Below are 15,848 nucleotides of genomic sequence, written 5' to 3' on the forward strand. Positions count from 1 at the left end.
GCCGGCCCGGCGGAAGTTCCGCTCAGTCTCTCACCGCTTGGACAGATCGACCAGACCGCCGAAGCCCGTCTCGGTCCCGAAGGCGAGCTGCGTGCCGGTGGCGTTCCAGGCGAGGGCGGAGACCGGGCCACGGCCAGGGGCGGCGACGGGCACGACCTTGCCGGAGGCGATCTCGGCCATCAGCACCAACCCGTCATCGAAGCCGGCGGCCACCACCTCGTGCTGCGGGTGGCAGGCCACGCGGGTGCACAGCACGCCGTCGCCGCCGGCCAGTTCCATCGGCGGCTTGCCCATCGGGCCGCCGGCGAAGAAGGGCCACAGCACGATGCAGTCGGCGCCCGCCGTGGCCAGCCAGCGGCCTTTGGCGGTGAAGGACACCGACTTGATCTTGGATTGGTAGCCGGACATCCGCATGTCCTGCCCATCCGCCAGCCGCCAGCCATGCAGGGCATTCTCCTGCATGGTGGTGACGACATGGGTGCCGTCCGGGCTGAACCACACGCCCTGGTGGCTACCCTTCCAGGGCAGCACGCGGGGCTTGTCTTCCTTGCTGTTCACGAACCACAGGCTGGCGCCGTTGTAGTGCGCCGCCGCCACCCGCTTGCCCTTGGCATCGAAGGCGATGCCGCCGACCGAGGAGGGATGCTCCAGCACCTTCAGCGGGCCGCCCTTGCCGAACACATGCAGCTTCTTGCCGACCGAGGCGGCGCGCAGCCCGTCCGGGTGGCTGGCGACGCAATCCACCCACTTCATGGCGCCCAGATTGGCCAGTTCTTCCACCGTGCCGTCATGCGCCGTGCGGACCATGCGGCCGTCATCGCCACCGGTCAGGAAGCCGCTGGCGATATCGGCCACCATGGACAGGCACGCGCCCTCATGCGCCTCGACCCGCTGCCAGTCGCCGGTGATGTCGCCAGTGGAGGCCAGGCGCAGCGTGCCATCCCCCAGCGCGAAACCGGCGGACTTGCCATCGCGCGAGAAGGCGGCACCGACGACCCAGGCATCCAGGTCCTCGGCCTTGCCGCGATGCGTCAGCAGGAAATCGGCGTCGGTGACGGTCTCGCTCATTCTGCGCCAGCCCCGGTGGCCGTGCTCGCTTCGGTCGCCACGCAGCTCTCGAAGCCGCGGCGCAGGCGCGGGCGGTTCAGGTCGCGGCCAATGAAGACGATCTTGGACTTGCGGGGCGAACCTTCCGGCCAGGGGCCGATGAAGTCGCCATCGGCGATCATGTGCACCGCCTGGAAGGCGAAGCGGCGGTCCTCCCCGGCATAGGCCAGCACGCCCTTGGTGCGCAGCAGGTCCTGCCCCTTGGTCTGCAGCAGCTCGCCGATCCAGTTCTGGAACTTGGCCTCGTCCAGCGGCTGATCCACCTCGAAGGACAGGCTCATCACGTCCTCGTTGTGGGAGTGGTTGTCCTCGGTCAGGAAGGTCGGCTCGCGCTCCAGGATGCGCTCCAGCTTGAAGGCGTCGCGGCCCATCACCGTCTCGATCGGCACGGCGGACTTGGTGGCGCGGCGGATCTCGGCATACGGGTTGATGGCGGCGATGCGGCGCTCGACCTCGGCCGCCTCTTCCTCCGTCACCAGGTCCATCTTGTTCAGCACGACGATGTCGGCGAAGGCGATCTGGCTGGCGGCTTCCTTGCTGTCCGCCAGCCGGGCCGCCAGGTTCTTGGCGTCCACCAGCGTGACGATAGCGTCCAGCCGCGTGGCGCGCTTCACGTCCTCATCCATGTAGAAGGTCTGGGCGACGGGGGCGGGGTCGGCCAAGCCAGTAGTCTCGACGATGATGCCGTCCAGCTTCTGCCGGCGCTTCATCAGGCTGCCCAGGATACGGACGAGATCGCCCCGCACGGTGCAACAGATGCAGCCGTTGTTCATCTCGAACACTTCCTCGTCCGCGTCGATGACGAGGTCGTTGTCTACGCCGAGCTCACCGAACTCGTTGATCACCACGGCGTATTTCTTGCCATGGTCCTCGCTGAGGATGCGGTTGAGCAGCGTGGTCTTGCCGGCGCCGAGATAGCCGGTCAGCACGGTAACGGGGATGGTGGTGTCTTCGGTGGGCGCGGTATCGCTCATGGGGGAATCTTCCTGTCGGTGGCCAAGCGGGTCAATCGGCGTGGTCAGTGAGTGGGGGCCACTCGGTCGGGGCGTTATATGATACGCCTCCCCCCCAAGGTCACGGGGGGCTGCCCTGCATAATGGTGTGCCGGGGCCAAAGAGGGCTCCGCCCTCTCTGGACACTCCCGCTGGGGTGGCAGTGCCACCCCAGACCCCGCCGTCGGTTTTCAGGCAGGCGGCACGGTGGTTCCGCCGAGCGTCCATGACCCTCGACGACTGACGCCCCCAGCCAGCATGGCCTTATAAAAATACTTTGAACCCGTCCTGCGGCAGCGTTCCGCTCAAGCCGTAAAGCACTGAAAAAACCTGACAGCGGGGTCCGGGGTGGACTTTCCACCCCGGCGGGGCCTGGGGTCAGCACCCCCAGTACCAGCGCCAGCGCAACAGAACTCAGGCCGGCTCGGCATCCCGTTCCGCCCACATCGCCTGGAAGGCCGGGCGCGCGTGGCAGGCGGCCAGCCATTCCTTCACCGCCGGGTGCTTCTCGAACAGCGCGGGGGCGGATTGCGCGTAGCGCACGCATTCCGCCACGTTCAGGTCGGCTACGGTGAAGCGCCCGCCCAATAGCCAGCCGCCGCCGGCCTTCAGGGCCGAAGCCAGCACGCCGAACTGCTTGTCCAGCCCCGGGAAGGCACGCTCGATCGCGTCCGGGCCCGCGCGCATCGACAGGGCCTGTTCCTCGACCGAGGTGGTGGCCCACAGGCTCCACATCATCGCCTGGGCTTCCTCGGTCAGGTCACGCGGGGCGAGGGGTCCGCCATGCTTCTTGGCCAGATAGAGGGTGATGGCCAGGCTCTCATGCAGCACCAGCCCGCCATCCTGGATGGAGGGGATGAGGCCGTTCGGATTGATCTCCCGGAAGGCGGGGGTGACGGTGTTGAAAGGCGCGTCCAGGGCCAGCGGGTCCGCCAGGCGGTAGCCCTGGATGACGGGGACGTGGCGATAGGGGATGCCCAGCTCCTTGGCCAGCCAGATGGGGCGGGAGGCGCGGGAGCGCAGTACGCCATAGATCGTCAGGGACATCGCGTTTCCTTTGTCAGGCCCTCGCGCCGCATGGACGGCGGAGCCTTGTCTGCTGGTTCCGGACGGTCCCACCGAACACGGGCGTGCTCAAGGGCGAAAAGCCGGCGTGAACACCCCCGGCCATCGACACTTGGCCTGGGGCAAGGAAAGGTCAGGGGAAGGAATTCCTCTGAAACCCCATCTTTTTTCTGCGGGTTTTGGCGGCGGGCTTCAGGACTGCCTGGCAGAGCTAGAGCAGATATCCATCAGGTGGAATCACCTGACGGCGTGACGATGCCCTTCAAAACAACAAGCCAGAGCATTTGAAGTGAGCCTGTGCGAACAAAAAATGCTCTCAGTGAATGAGGATCGACCTCCAACGCAGCGCTGGCCTGGGCAGGAAAAAGCGAACGCTCCAACCGTCAGCCTCAAAAGACTCACAGACAAAAGATGGGGTCTGGGGAATTCCTTCCCCAGCCTTTCTTCTCCAGCTGAAGATTGGCCGCCTCTGCAGCTTATCTAAAAATACGGGCCAGTTCGGAGGATGTTCCGCGCCAACTCAACCGGCGACTTTGCCCAATATCCCTACAACCGGGCCGAGCAGCCTACGCGGGCATAAGGCCCGGACAGCCTCTCAGCCGAGCAGGCGGCCGATGACCTGGGCCGTGTAGTCCACCACCGGGATCACCCGGCCGTAATTGATGCGGGTCGGGCCGATGACGCCGATGGCGCCAACGATCTGCTCCTCCCCATTGCGGAAGGGGGCGACGACCATGGAGAGGCCGGCGCTGTCGAACAGCCCGCTCTCCGCGCCGATGAAGATCTGCACGCCCTGGCCGCGTTGGGTCAGTTCCAGCAGGCGCAGCATCGTCTCCTGCGCTTCCAGCCGTTCAAACAGCGCCTGGATCTCGTGCACGCGGGCCAGCTCGCCCAGGTTCTCCAGCAGCTTGGCCTGGCCGCGCAGGATGAGGGAGCCGCCGCCGCCGCCGGCACGGGTGGCGAGGCCGGCGGCGATGACCTGCTGGCTCAGCTCATCCAGCGTGTTGCGGTTGGCCTTGATCTCCTCGGCCACCAGGGCGCGGGTTTCCTCCAGCGTGCGGCCGGAGAGGCGGGCATTCAGGAAGTTGCTGGCCTGGGTGAAGGCGCTGGGCGGCAGGCCGGCCGGCACCTCCATGACGCGGTTTTCCACCTGTCCGTGCGCGTTGACCAGTACTACCAGCGCCCGGCCGGGGGAGAGGGCGACGAACTCGATATGCTTGATCGGCGCCTCGGTCTTCGGCGCCACCACCAGCCCGGCGGCACCGGCGAGGCCGGAGAGCATCTGCCCGGCCTCCGCCAGTGTCTCCTCATAGCTGCGGCCGGAACTGGCGCAGCGCAGGGCGATGGCTTCCCGCTCCTTGTCCGTCAGGTCGCCAAATTCCAGCAATCCATCGACGAACAGGCGCAGGCCCTGCTCGGTCGGCAGGCGGCCGGCGGAGGTGTGGGGGGCGTAGAGCAGCCCGGCCTCCTCCAGGTCCGCCATCGCGTTACGAATTGTTGCGGGTGACAAAGCCAGCGGCAGGCGCCGGGATAGGGTGCGGGAGCCCACCGGTTCCCCGGTTTCCACATAAAGTTCAACGACTTGGCGCAGGATCGCGGCGCCGCGGCTGTCGAGGCCCGGCAACAACGCGGCACCGGACAGGTCCCTGGGCAGGGTACTGCGGGGGAAGCCTGTGCGTGAGAAGGGTGGTGCACCCAAGTTGAAGCCATCCCCTTGAACAACCAAGTAAAACGGTAGGGATCACATCTCCCTGCGTCAAGCGCCAGCGCGGCGGCAGCTCACTCCCTTGTGTGGGATATGAGGAGCACCGCGCAACGTGTTGTCACACCATAGCCATTTTGCCGTTTCATACAGGTGGTTACTAGCAGCACAGACCGCTGCAGCATGAGGAGGTCGCATGACGGACATACCGCCGAACCGCCTCTGGCCCCTGGCACTGATGGGCTGGCTGGCCGCCTTCCCACCCGCGGGGCGTGAAGCCGCCGCGCAAACCCCAGACCCCGCCGCCATCCGCTACGAAAGCGGCAACCCCGGCAGCCGTGCCGCCTGGCTGCGCGATGCCCGCGCCCTGTACGCGCCCCTCTCCGCCACGGAACGCGCCACGATCCGCCGGCGCCGGCGGCGGGACCGCGCGTGACAGCAGCCGCCTTCAACGCCCTGATGGCAGCCTTCCTGCTGTTCTCCGTGCTGGCCGGCCTGGGCGGCCTGCTGCTGGACCGCGCCGCACGCTGCCCCGGCATGGCCACCGCCGTGGTCGTGGTGGTGTTCTTCGGCCTCTCCTGGGGTGGCAGCCTGCTGCTGGTGGACTGAACGCGCCGCCCGTCCTGTGAAGCGGCGGCGCGTTTCTTGTCGCGGCCGTAGTGGTCTTGGCGCGTAAGCTGGGGAATGAATTCCCCAGACCCCTTCTTTCTTTCTGCGGGTTTGGTGGAGCGCTGCAGGACTGAGGGCGGGCGCTTCCGAGGATATTCAATATCGGTCGTGCGGGCTGAACTCCCAGTCGCCAAGGTCTGAGACCTCTGGCGCTCCCAGCCTTATCCGCAGATCAACTCCTCAACGGCCACGCCCAAAAACTTGAAGAAGGAAAGAAGGGGCCCGGGGAATTCCTTCCCCGGCCTTCACTGTCCTGCCTGGCTTCCATCCATCAAGGCGGCTCCAACCCGGACGCCGCGGCCGCCAAAGCATCGCCGCCAGATCACCCGGATGCGCGCCTGGACCGTCCCGGAAGAGCATTGCCCATCAGCGTGGCCGCCCCAAACGGCGGCGGCCACGAACGGGGCCGTTACAGCGCGGCGATGAGGGCGCTTGCCACCGTCGCCACTTGGCCTTCGTCCAGATAGGGGTGCATGGGCAGGGAGAGGACGCGGCCACACAGGTCTTCGCTGACGCTCAGGGCCGGGCCGTTGGGCAGGCCGTAGGCGTGGGCGGCGGCGTAGGCCGGCTGGTGGTGCAGCGGCTTCGGGTAGTAGATGGCGCTGGGCACGCCGCGGTCCTTCATCGCCGCCTGCACGCGCTCACGCGTCGCGCTGTCCGGCAGGATGACGGTGTAGAGGCCCCAGGCGGATTGGGCGCCCGGGCGTTCGCGCGGCACCACCACGTGCTCGCCCAGCTGCTCGGCATACCAGCCGGCGATGCGGGTGCGGGCGGCCAGTTCCTGTTCCATCAGCGGCAGCTTGCACAGCAGGATGGCGGCCTGGATCGTGTCCAGCCGGCCGTTCATGCCGGTGCGCTCCACCTCGTAGCGGGTCTTGCCTTCGCCATGGGTGCGGAGGCTGCGGTACAGCTCGGCGCGCTCGGCGTCGTTGGTCAGGATGGCGCCGCCATCGCCGTAGCAGCCCAGCGTCTTGGTCGGGTAGAAGCTCAGCGCCGTGGCGGTGCCCCAGCGGCCGAGGCGTTTGCCATCCAGCGCGCCACCGAAGGCCTGGGCGGCGTCATCCAGCGCGAACATGCCCTCGGCCTGGCAGATTTCCAGGATGGCGGGCCAGTCGGCCGGCAGGCCGTACAGATCCACGCCGACGACGGCGCGGGGGCGCAGCTTGCCCTGCTCCTTCACCAGCGCGATGCGGCGCTTCAGGTCGGCGATGTCGATGTTGAAGCCGTCGGCCGCCACGTCCACGAAGACCGGGGTGGCGCCCAGCACCAGCGGCACCTCGGCGGTGGCGGTGTAGGTGAAGGCGGGCAGGAACACCGCGTCGCCCGGGCCGATCTTCTCGGCCATCATGGCGATCTGCAGCGCATCGGTGCCGGAGGAGACGCCGACGGCGTGCTTGGCGCCGGCGAAGGCGGCCAGCTTCTCCTCCACTTCGCGGACTTCGGGGCCGTTCACGAAGGCGCCGCTATCTAGCACCTTGGCGATGCGGGTGTTCATCTCCGCGCGGATCAGCGCCTGCTGCGCCTTCATGTCGAAGAGGGCGATCGGGCGCGCGGTGGTCTCAGTGGTCATAGTCGGATTGCTCCGGTCATCTCAGGGTCGGCCGACGCCGCCCTGGGAAGGGGGCGCTCAGGCCTGGATGACGCGGTGATAGGCCCGGTGGGGGGCGGATGGGAAATCACCGGGCATTTCAGGGTGCAATGCACCCTGGGCGGTGCCGGGGCGCGGCGCATCCGCCAGGGCGGTGGCATGCGCCGGTGCGTGGGCCATGGCGGGGCCCGCATCCGGGCGGCACGGCGCGGCCCGCGACCCGGCCCCTCGCAACTCGGCCCAGGGCGCGTCTTGATCCGGGCCATCGACCCGCACGGCGGCATCGCGGTAGACGCCGCGCGTATCCACCACCAGCGGCGCATGGTCGCGTACCAGGGCGAAGTCGATGCCCGGCTGCGGGGTGACGACCAGCACCGCATCCTGCGCCGCCAGCAGAGCGGGCGTCAGCTCCTGGCTTTCCAGCCCCGGCGCCTGGCCGTGCAGCCGGCGGGTGACCGGGAAATGCGGCACCAGCGGGTCGTGATAGGCGATCTCGACCCGCTTTTCCTCCAGCAGGCGGAAGATCTCGATGGCGGGGCTCTCCCGCGTATCCGGCACGCCGGGCTTGTAGGCGAGGCCGAGCAGCAGCACCTTCGCCCCCCGCAGCGCGATGCCGCGCGCATCCAGCGCATCCCGCAGCCGGCCCACCACATAGGGCGGCATCGCGTCGTTCACCCGCCCGGCGAGCTCGACAAAGTCGCTCGGCACGCCGAGCTCGCGCGCCTTCCAGGCCAGGTAGTAGGGATCGACCGGGATGCAGTGGCCGCCGAGGCCGGGGCCGGGGCGGAAGGGCATGAAGCCGAAGGGCTTGGTCTGTGCCGCGTCGATCACCTCGTGCACGTCGATGTCCAGGGCGTGGCTGATGCGCTTGAGCTCGTTCACCAGGCCGATATTCACCGCGCGGAAGACGTTCTCGTACAGCTTGGTCAGCTCCGCCGCCGCCAGCGAGGTCATGGGCACCAGATGCGGCGTGGCGGCGCCGTACAGCGCCATGCCGACCTGCAGGCAGGCGGGCGTCGCGCCGGCCACCAGCTTCGGCACGCGGCCGAAGGTGCCGTCCGGGTTGCCGGGGTCCTCGCGCTCCGGGCTGTAGAGGGCGAAGGCGTCCACGCCGACGCGCAGGCCCGCTGCCACCAGGGCGGGGAGGACGAAATCCTCCGTGGTGCCAGGATAGGTCGTGCTCTCCAGCGCGATGGCGTGGCCGGGGCGCAGATGCGGCGCCAGGGAAGCGAGGGTCTGCCGCACCGGCTCCAGGATCGGCTCCTTGTGCGGGCCGATAGGGGTGGGGACGCAGATCAGGATGGCATCGCAATCCCGCGCCGCTGCGAAATCCTCATGCGCGGCGATGCGGGCGGCGGCGACACGGGCATCCGGGATGCCGTGCACCGGGCTCCGCCCCGCATTGATGGCGGCCACCTTGGCGCCGTCGATATCGAAGCCGGAGACGGCGAAGCCGCATTCGGCGAAGCGCAGCGCCAGCGGCAGCCCGGCATAGCCCAGCCCCACCACCCCGATACGCGCCTGCCGGCCCTGGATACGTTCGATCAAGCCCAGGGCAGTGGGCGTAGGGGCAGCGGTCATGCGGTCAGCCGGTTCCGGTGTTGTGGTCGAATTCCGGCACCAGCTGGGCCAGCTGGGCCAGGGCGCCGGCGGTGTCGCCAGCACGGGCGCTGGCGGCGATGCGGTCGATCGCCGCACCCATCTCCGCCGCGTCGGACGTGCGCGGGGTGGCGACGAGCAGGCCGGGGAACTGGGTGGGGCGCGGCGGCTCCTGCCCATGGAACAGTTCCTCGAACAGCTTCTCGCCTGGGCGCAGGCCGGTGAAGCGGATCTCCACCTCCTCGTCCGGCCGCAGCCCGGCCAGGCGGATCATCCGCCGCGCCATGTCGACGATCTTGACCGGCTTGCCCATATCCAGGACGAAGATGCCGCCATCGGCCAGCTCCGGCGGCTGGTCCTGCCGGTCCTCGGCGCCCACGACGGAGGCCTGCAGCACCAGGCCGACGGCTTCCCGCACGGTCATGAAGTAGCGGCGCATATCCGGGTGCGTCACCGTCAGCGGCCCGCCGCGTTCCAACTGGCGGCGGAACAGCGGCACGACGCTGCCAGTGGAGCCGAGCACGTTGCCGAAGCGCACGGTGACGCAGCGCATGCCGCCCTGCCCGTGCCGTGCCTGCACGTCCAGCGCCTGGCAGTACATCTCTGCGAGTCGCTTGCTGGCACCCATGACGCTGGTGGGATTCACCGCCTTGTCGGTACTGATAAAGACCATCGCCCGGCAGCCGACGGCCAGCGCCGCATCGGCGATGATGCGCGTGCCCTGGGAGTTGGTGAGCAGCCCCTCCAGCGGGTCGTTCTCCACCATCGGCACATGCTTCAGCGCGGCGGCGTGGAACACCAGTTCCGGCCGCACGTCCTGCATCAGCGTGGCGATGCGGGCGGCGTCCCGCACATCGGCCAGCATGGCGCGGCGCGGCACGCCGGGGTGGTTTTCCGCCAGTTCCAGGTCGATGGAGTAGAGGGCGAATTCGCCGTGATCCAGCAGCGTCAGCTGGGAGGGACCGAGGGCGGCCACCTGCCGCGCCAGCTCCCCGCCGATGGTGCCGCCGGCGCCGGTGACCAGCACGCGGCGGCCCTGTACCAGGCGGGCCATGCCCTCGCGGTCCAGCGGCACCTGCGGGCGGTCCAGCAATTCCTCGATCGCCACGGGGCGCAGGTCGAAGCGGCGGGTGCTGACGGTGTCCTCCCGCTTGGCAGGGTCCAGCCGCGTCAGGCGCGGGGCGCGGCTGACGGGCACGCCGTGGCGGTCGGCAGCGTCCAGCACCTCTTCCAGCGCTTCGCCATGCAGGTCGGGGTCGGCCAGCACCAGGGCGGTGGGCAGGCGTTCCTCGGCCCGCAGGCGGTCCAGCAACGCGCCGATATCCTCGATGGCGCCGAGGATGGGGTAGCCATGGATGCGCCGGCCGGCGGCGCGGGAGCGCGGCGCCAGGATGCCCATGACCTGGTAGCCCGGCGCCCGCTGCTGGATCAGCGCACGGATGAACAGGTCGGCGGCATCGCCGGTGCCCAGCAGCAGCACCGGCTGGGCCGGCGCCTCGCTGACGCGGCCGACGCGGTGCGCCTGGGTCATGCGGCCGATGACGCGTGGCACCATCAGCGCGGCGGAGAGCACGCCGGCATGCAGCAGCGGGAAGGCGGGGTTGGGCGAGCCCCAGCCCCCCAGCAGATGCGCGCCGACGGAGAAGATGGCGGCCCCGCCGATGCCGGCGCCCAGCACCCGCGTCAGGTCCCGCAGGGCGGCGAAGCGCAGGTATTGCTGCGGCAGCCGCAGCGGCAGCGCGGCGGCGACCAGGGAGGCCACGGCGCCCGGCACCGCCCCCGCCCACCACAGCGGCGGCGGCCAGGTGCCGGGGGCTGCCAGCCAGACCGCGGCCGGCAATGCCACGCCGGCCAGCAGCGCGTCGATGCCGAGGTTCATCAGGATGCGTTGGGGGGCCATAGGGGCCGCGTATAGGCGCAGTAAACGGCGCGGTGAAGCACCTGCTGTAGGGAGGGTGGTCACGCCACTTCCAGCGGGGCCGGGGCGGCGGGCGCGGCGACGGTGGCGGGCAGGGGCGCCAGCCGCCGGTACAGCCCGACCAGCCGCGCCGCTTCCGCCCCCCAGCCGAAGCGGCCGAGTGCCGCATCCCGCCCGTTGGCGCCCATGCCGGCCCGCATGGCGGGGTCCCGCAACCGGTGGATGGCGGCGGCGATGGCGGCGGGATCTTCCGTCGGCACCAGCAGGCCGCAGGCGGCGTCGCGCACCACCGATGCCACTTCCTCGGCGAAGGCGGGGGCGATGATGGGCAGGCCGGCCAGCATGCAGTCGAACAGCTTGTGCGGCAGGGCCAGCCGGTGGTTCTCCACCCCCGGCTGGAACAGTACCAGGCCGATATCGGCGCTGGCGGCGGCCTGCAGCGCCGCCTCATGCGGCATCCAGCCCAGCTGGTCGATCCGCCCGGCCAGGCCGAGCTCGGCGGCGCGGGCGGAAAAGGCCTCGCCGCTGCCATCGGTGAAGCGGCCGATCAGCCGCAGCCGGGTCTCCGGCGGGCAGAGCGCCAGCGCCTCCAGCATCTCCCATGCGCCGCGGGAGCGGCCGAGCGCGCCAAGATGCACCAGCGTCAGCGGCCCCGGCGCGTGGCGGCGGGGGGTGACGGCGGCGGGGGTAGCGTAGTTGCGGACCGGAATGGTGCGGGCAGGGGCGGCGAAATCGGCATCCAGGCCATCCTTGGCCACCACCACCGCGTCGGCGGCGCGGGCGGAGAGGCGGCAGGCCAGCCGCAACCCGGCGCGGCCCAGCGGCCGCAGCACCCTGGGCAACCGGTGGTCCAGGCGGGAGGGGTAATGCTCGTGCACATCCAGCACCACCCGGGCGCCGCTGCGCCGCGCGGCGAGGATGGCGGCGATCCAGGCATCCGGCTCACTGGCATGCAGCACAGCGGCGCCGGTGGCGGCGGCGCGGCGGGCCAGCGCCGGAATGCCCAGCAGCCGCCCGCGCCAGCCGGGGGCGCGGCGATAGGTCTGGATGGCGACCCCGGCATGGCTGGCGGGGACGTGGCTGTTGGGGACGCGGCCGGCGGCGGCCGGACGGGGTGGCGTGCTGCGGGCCGCGGTGTCGCCGGTGGCCAGCGTGCTCTCGGCCCCCGCACCGCTGGACGGGACGTCACTGGCAAATGCGTTGCCGACAGCCGCGCCGCCGACCAGTGCGCTTGCGATGGATGCGCGCCCGTTGAGCGCGGCGGGCGCGGCCGTTTCCTGCAACGGTGCGGAAGCGTCCTGGCGTGCGGGGGCGGGGCACAGATGCATCACCCGCCAGCCGGCGCTGGCCAGTGCGGCGCCTTCCTTGCCCACCACCCGCACATCCGCCGGCGGATGCGCGGCGGAGAGCATGCAGACCAGCGGCGCGGTCACGCCGCCACCTGCGCCGCAGGGGCCAGCACCACGGCAGGGGCCAGCACCTGCCGCAGATGCGCCACCATACGGGTACCGACCGCGTCGTCCCATAACGGGATGGGGCGGGCCGGCGGCCAGCGGCCGGCCAGCACCTCGGCCATGGCATCGGGCAGGGCGGCGGTGGCCACCAGCCGGTTGGCGCCGGATTCGAGCGTGACGGGCCGCTCGGTGGAGGGGCGCAGCGTCAGGCATGGCACATCCAGCCCCGCCGCTTCCTCCTGCACCCCGCCGCTATCGGTGGCGACGAGGCGGGCGCGGCTGAGCAGGGAGAGGAAATCCAGGTAGCCCAGCGGTGGCAGGCGGGTGATTCCGGCCGGCATCGCCAGGCCGAATTCCGCCATGCGGCGTGCCGTGCGCGGGTGCAGCGGCCAGGCCAGCGGCAGCAGCCGCGCGGCCTGTTCCACCGCCGCCAGCAGGCCGGCCAGCGCCGCCGGGTGGTCCACATTGGCCGGGCGGTGCAGCGTCAGCACGCCATAGCCGCCTTCCCGCAGCCCGACCGGCAGGGAACGGGTGTGGGCGGCTGGCAGGCGCGCCAGCAACGTGTCGATCATGCTGTTGCCGACGGCGCGGATGCTGGCCGGCGCATGGCCCTCGGCCAGCAGCCGGGCGGCGGTGGCGTGGTCCGGCGCCCAGAGCAGGTCGCTGATCGCATCCACCGCGCGGCGGTTGATCTCCTCCGGCATGTCGCGGTCGCCGCAGCGCAGCCCGGCTTCCAGGTGCGCCACCGGCAGGCCCAGCTTGCGCGCGGCCAGGGCGGCGGCCAGCGTGCCGTCCACATCCCCCGCCACCACCACCATTGCCGGGCGGCGGGTGCGCCACAGCGCCTCGCACGCCATCATGGTGCGGCCGGTCAGCTCGGCATGGCCACCGCCGGAGATATCCAGCGCGATCTCCGGCGCCGGCAGGCCGAGATCGGCCAGGTGGGCATGGAACATCGCCGCATCGTGGTGCTGGCCGGTATGCAGCAGCACCGGGCGGCAGAAGGGCGCCGCATCCCGCGCCAGGGCATGCCACAGCGCCGCCAGCTTCGGCAGGTTGGGCCGCGCGGCGGCGACGAGGTGCAGTTCGGGCAAGGGCGATGCCGGCACGCTTGCATGGTGGCCGGGCAGGCTGGGCGCGTGCGCCACGTCCGTGCACGGCAGGGGCGGTTCCATCATCGGCGGTCCGGCCAGGTCAGGTGTGGGCGGCATCAGGCGGCGACCAGCGACGCCTCGGCGGCGGGAACCAGCCCGACGGCGTGCTCGGCGGCATGGACGAAATCGGCGGCCAGCAGCCGACGGTCCCACCGCCGCACCGCCTGGGCGCGGCCGGCGGCGCCCATCCGGCCGCGCAGGGCAGGGTTATCCGCCATCCAGGTCAGGGCATGGGCCAGTGCTGCGGCATCGCCCGGGGGTGTGGCGATGCCGCAGGGGGAATCCCTATGGCCCTCGGCCAGCAGCCTTGCGGCCCGGCCGGAGAGGTTCGCCACCACGGGAAGCCCAGCGGCGAGGTAATCCATCAGCTTGTTCGGCGCCGTCCACTCGGCAAACTCGGGCACCGGGGCCAGGCACTGCACCCCCACCTGCGCGCCGGCCAGCAGGGCCGCCAGGCGCTGCTTCGGCAGGCTGTCCAGGAAAGTCACGTTGGCCAGGCCGCGCGCCACGGCCGCCTGCTGCAGCCGGGGCTTCTCGCTGCCCTCGCCCACCAGCAGCAGGCGCAGCCGGCGCTCGCCCTGGCGTTGCAGCAGCGCGGCGGCATCCAGCAACTGGTCCAGCCCGTTGGCGCGGCCATGCGCACCGGCATAGACGGCCAGCACCTCCCACATTGCGGCACCGGGCGGCCGCCATGGGGCGATATGCGGGCCGAACAGGTCCAGGTCGCAGCCATTCGGCACCACGCGGACGCGGGCGGGGTCGGCACCCCGTGCCAGGGCGGTCTCGGCCATGCCCTCGCTCAGCGCCACTACGCCGGCGGCGCGGCGGCAGGCGGCGGTGGCCAGCGGCTCCATCGCCGCCAGCGCCAAAGCGGGCGCCGCCTTCATGGCGCGCGGCAACTCCGGCCAGGGGTCCCGGATCTCGAACAGGAAGGGGGTGCCGCGCAGCCGGTGCGCCACCAGCGCCGGGATCGCCACCGTCAGCGGGGTGGAGCTGGCGACGACCAGGTCCCAGGGCTCGGCCAGCGCCAGCCGGCTGGCGGCGGCGGCGAAGCGCCCGAAGGCGGCGGTGCGGCGCGCGAAGCCCTGGTGGTTACCGCAGGGAATGGCGAATTCCACCAGCTTCACGCCGCGCACCACGCCTTCACGCCGCCCGTGGCGGAACGGGCCGGCCAGGCCGGTGACGGCGCCGGCATACTGCCCGCAGGCGATGGTGACGCTGTGGCCCGCCGCCGTCAGCGCACGCGCCATGGCGTGGCTGCGCGTGGCGGTGGCGCCGCCGGGGCCGGAATAGTGCTGGTGCAGGTACAGGATACGCACGCCGAAACCCTTCAGCCCCGGTAGCAGGCGCGGATCGTGTCGATCACCCGGTCCTGTTCCTCCGGCAGCATGGCGCCGGAGGGCAGGCAGAGGCCGCGATCGAACAGGTGGCCGGAGACGCCGTTGCCGTGGAAGGCGGCGCCGCGGAAGGCGGGCTGCAGGTGCAGCGGCTTCCACACCGGGCGGCTTTCCACCCCCGCAGCGTCCAGCGCCTGCCGCACCTGTTCCCGCGACGTGCCGAAGCGCGCCGGGTCCACCGTCAGGACGCTGAGCCAGCGGGAGGAACGGCCCCAGCCGGGTTCCGGCATGAAGGCGATGCCCGGCAGGTCCGACAGCCGTAGGGCGTAGCGGGCGAAGACGGCGCGGCGCGCCGCCACCCGGTCCTGCAGCGCGCCGATCTGCGCCAGGCCAACCGCCGCGAGCACGGAGGAGAGGCCGTAGGAATATCCCGTCGTCTCATGCTGGTAGTGCGGCGCGGTTTCCTTCGCCTGGGTCGCCAGGTGGCGGGCGCGGGCGATCAGCCCGGCATCGTCCGAGACCAGGGCGCCGCCGCCGCCTGCCGTGATGATCTTGTTGCCGTTGAAGGAGAAGGCGGCCAGCGCCGCGCCCTTGCCCACCGGGCGGCCGTGGTACTCGGCGCCCAGCGCCTCGGCACTGTCGCACAGCACCGGCACGCCCCAGCGGCCGCACAGGGTGACAATGGCATCGAGGTCGCAGGACTGGCCGTAGAGGTCCACCGGCACCACGGCGCGCGGCAGCTTGCCCTTGTTGGCGGCCTGGCGCAGCCGGGTCTCCAGCATGTCCGGGTCCAGCGTCCAGCTATCGGCCGTGACGTCCAGGAAGCGGGGGCGGGCGCCCATCTGCACCGCGGGCGCGATCGTGGCGACGAAGGTGAGGGTGGAGGTCCAGACCTCGTCCCCCCGCTCCACGCCCAGCACCCGGTAGCCGAGATGCAGCGCGGCGGTGCCGGAGGAGACGGCGAGGCCCTGTTCCGTGCCGGTGGCGGCGCGGATGGCGGCCTCGAACGCTTCCGGCACCGGGCCGGCGGGGGCGATCCAGCCCGAAGCCAGGGTATGGTCCAGCGAAGCCAGCTCTCCCCCCACCAGGGATGGCGGGGATAGCAGGATCCGTTGCCGGGGCCGCGCCGTGGCAACTGGGCGGCCGGGGAAGAGGCGGATATTCTCACCCAGTGCACCGTCTCCGGTCGCACCAAGCCTCAGCGCCAAGGCCATGCTCAAAGCTCACTTTTTTGTGAACGCCGACCTAACGAAACAGGTCGCC

Annotated in this window: 13 protein-coding genes; 2 read left to right on the top strand and 11 right to left on the bottom strand. The window is 70.9% G+C overall.

Features of this window, described 5'->3' with window-relative positions; all coding sequences use genetic code 11:
• Positions 1-30: 30 nt before the first annotated feature.
• From IBL26_RS05470 to hrcA, 4 genes are all read right to left on the bottom strand, one after another.
• A complete protein-coding gene (locus tag IBL26_RS05470; protein WP_187783456.1) occupies positions 31-1,068 on the bottom strand; it encodes a WD40 repeat domain-containing protein in 1,038 nt (345 codons plus the stop codon).
• Positions 1,065-2,081, bottom strand: a complete 1,017-nt coding sequence (locus tag IBL26_RS05475) for a CobW family GTP-binding protein (RefSeq protein WP_187783457.1) — start codon at positions 2,079-2,081, stop codon at positions 1,065-1,067. The genes IBL26_RS05470 and IBL26_RS05475 overlap by 4 nt, the downstream gene beginning before the upstream one ends.
• Positions 2,082-2,513: 432 nt before the next feature.
• Complete coding sequence (locus IBL26_RS05480; protein WP_187783458.1) at positions 2,514-3,146, bottom strand: glutathione S-transferase family protein; 633 nt, start codon at positions 3,144-3,146, stop codon at positions 2,514-2,516.
• 613 nt (positions 3,147-3,759) lie between these two features.
• Complete coding sequence (gene hrcA, locus IBL26_RS05485; protein ID WP_187783513.1) at positions 3,760-4,791, bottom strand: heat-inducible transcriptional repressor HrcA; 1,032 nt, start codon at positions 4,789-4,791, stop codon at positions 3,760-3,762.
• A gap of 271 nt (positions 4,792-5,062) precedes the next feature.
• Here hrcA and IBL26_RS05490 point away from each other — a divergent pair, with 271 nt between their 5' ends.
• Entirely contained in the window at positions 5,063-5,302 is a 240-nt protein-coding gene (locus IBL26_RS05490) for a hypothetical protein (RefSeq protein ID WP_187783459.1), read from the top strand.
• Positions 5,299-5,475, top strand: a complete 177-nt coding sequence (locus IBL26_RS05495) for a hypothetical protein (RefSeq protein WP_187783460.1) — start codon at positions 5,299-5,301, stop codon at positions 5,473-5,475. The genes IBL26_RS05490 and IBL26_RS05495 overlap by 4 nt, the downstream gene beginning before the upstream one ends.
• A gap of 469 nt (positions 5,476-5,944) precedes the next feature.
• Here the strand turns inward: IBL26_RS05495 and IBL26_RS05500 are convergent, their stop codons facing one another.
• Genes IBL26_RS05500 through IBL26_RS05530 form a run of 7 tightly spaced genes read right to left on the bottom strand, consistent with a single transcriptional unit; the run spans position 5,945 to position 15,799 of the window.
• Positions 5,945-7,105 (bottom strand): DegT/DnrJ/EryC1/StrS family aminotransferase, encoded by a 1,161-nt coding sequence (locus tag IBL26_RS05500; protein WP_187783461.1) that lies wholly within the window; start codon positions 7,103-7,105, stop codon positions 5,945-5,947.
• A 57-nt stretch (positions 7,106-7,162) separates the two neighbouring features.
• Positions 7,163-8,704, bottom strand: a complete 1,542-nt coding sequence (locus tag IBL26_RS05505; protein ID WP_241749041.1) for a nucleotide sugar dehydrogenase — start codon at positions 8,702-8,704, stop codon at positions 7,163-7,165.
• 4 nt (positions 8,705-8,708) lie between these two features.
• Positions 8,709-10,622, bottom strand: coding sequence for a polysaccharide biosynthesis protein (locus tag IBL26_RS05510; protein ID WP_187783462.1), 1,914 nt, complete (start codon positions 10,620-10,622; stop codon positions 8,709-8,711).
• Between the two features lie 59 nt (positions 10,623-10,681).
• Positions 10,682-12,073, bottom strand: a complete 1,392-nt coding sequence (locus IBL26_RS05515) for a glycosyltransferase (RefSeq protein ID WP_187783463.1) — start codon at positions 12,071-12,073, stop codon at positions 10,682-10,684.
• Positions 12,070-13,305 carry a non-hydrolyzing UDP-N-acetylglucosamine 2-epimerase gene (wecB, locus tag IBL26_RS05520; RefSeq protein ID WP_241749044.1) on the bottom strand — a complete coding sequence of 412 codons (1,236 nt, stop codon included), beginning with the start codon at positions 13,303-13,305 and terminating at the stop codon, positions 12,070-12,072. Before wecB ends, IBL26_RS05515 begins: the two co-directional genes overlap by 4 nt.
• Entirely contained in the window at positions 13,305-14,567 is a 1,263-nt protein-coding gene (locus tag IBL26_RS05525; RefSeq protein ID WP_187783464.1) for a glycosyltransferase family 4 protein, read from the bottom strand. The genes wecB and IBL26_RS05525 overlap by 1 nt, the downstream gene beginning before the upstream one ends.
• Positions 14,568-14,578: 11 nt before the next feature.
• Positions 14,579-15,799, bottom strand: coding sequence for a DegT/DnrJ/EryC1/StrS family aminotransferase (locus tag IBL26_RS05530; RefSeq protein ID WP_187783465.1), 1,221 nt, complete (start codon positions 15,797-15,799; stop codon positions 14,579-14,581).
• Positions 15,800-15,848 lie beyond the last annotated feature (49 nt).

It is taken from the genome of Teichococcus aerophilus (assembly GCF_014490485.1).
Lineage (GTDB): Bacteria > Pseudomonadota > Alphaproteobacteria > Acetobacterales > Acetobacteraceae > Pseudoroseomonas > Pseudoroseomonas aerophila.

Bases quoted from the DNA above. Each gene is read 5' to 3' on its own strand.
- IBL26_RS05505 (WP_241749041.1), bottom strand. From the start codon at position 8,704: ATGACCGCTGCCCCTACGCCCACTGCCCTGGGCTTGATCGAACGTATC.
- IBL26_RS05475 (WP_187783457.1), bottom strand. From the start codon at position 2,081: ATGAGCGATACCGCGCCCACCGAAGACACCACCATCCCCGTTACCGTG.
- IBL26_RS05470 (WP_187783456.1), bottom strand. From the start codon at position 1,068: ATGAGCGAGACCGTCACCGACGCCGATTTCCTGCTGACGCATCGCGGC.
- IBL26_RS05490 (WP_187783459.1), top strand. From the start codon at position 5,063: ATGACGGACATACCGCCGAACCGCCTCTGGCCCCTGGCACTGATGGGC.
- IBL26_RS05530 (WP_187783465.1), bottom strand. From the start codon at position 15,799: ATGGCCTTGGCGCTGAGGCTTGGTGCGACCGGAGACGGTGCACTGGGT.
- wecB (WP_241749044.1), bottom strand. From the start codon at position 13,305: ATGCCGCCCACACCTGACCTGGCCGGACCGCCGATGATGGAACCGCCC.
- IBL26_RS05480 (WP_187783458.1), bottom strand. From the start codon at position 3,146: ATGTCCCTGACGATCTATGGCGTACTGCGCTCCCGCGCCTCCCGCCCC.
- IBL26_RS05510 (WP_187783462.1), bottom strand. From the start codon at position 10,622: ATGGCCCCCCAACGCATCCTGATGAACCTCGGCATCGACGCGCTGCTG.
- IBL26_RS05500 (WP_187783461.1), bottom strand. From the start codon at position 7,105: ATGACCACTGAGACCACCGCGCGCCCGATCGCCCTCTTCGACATGAAG.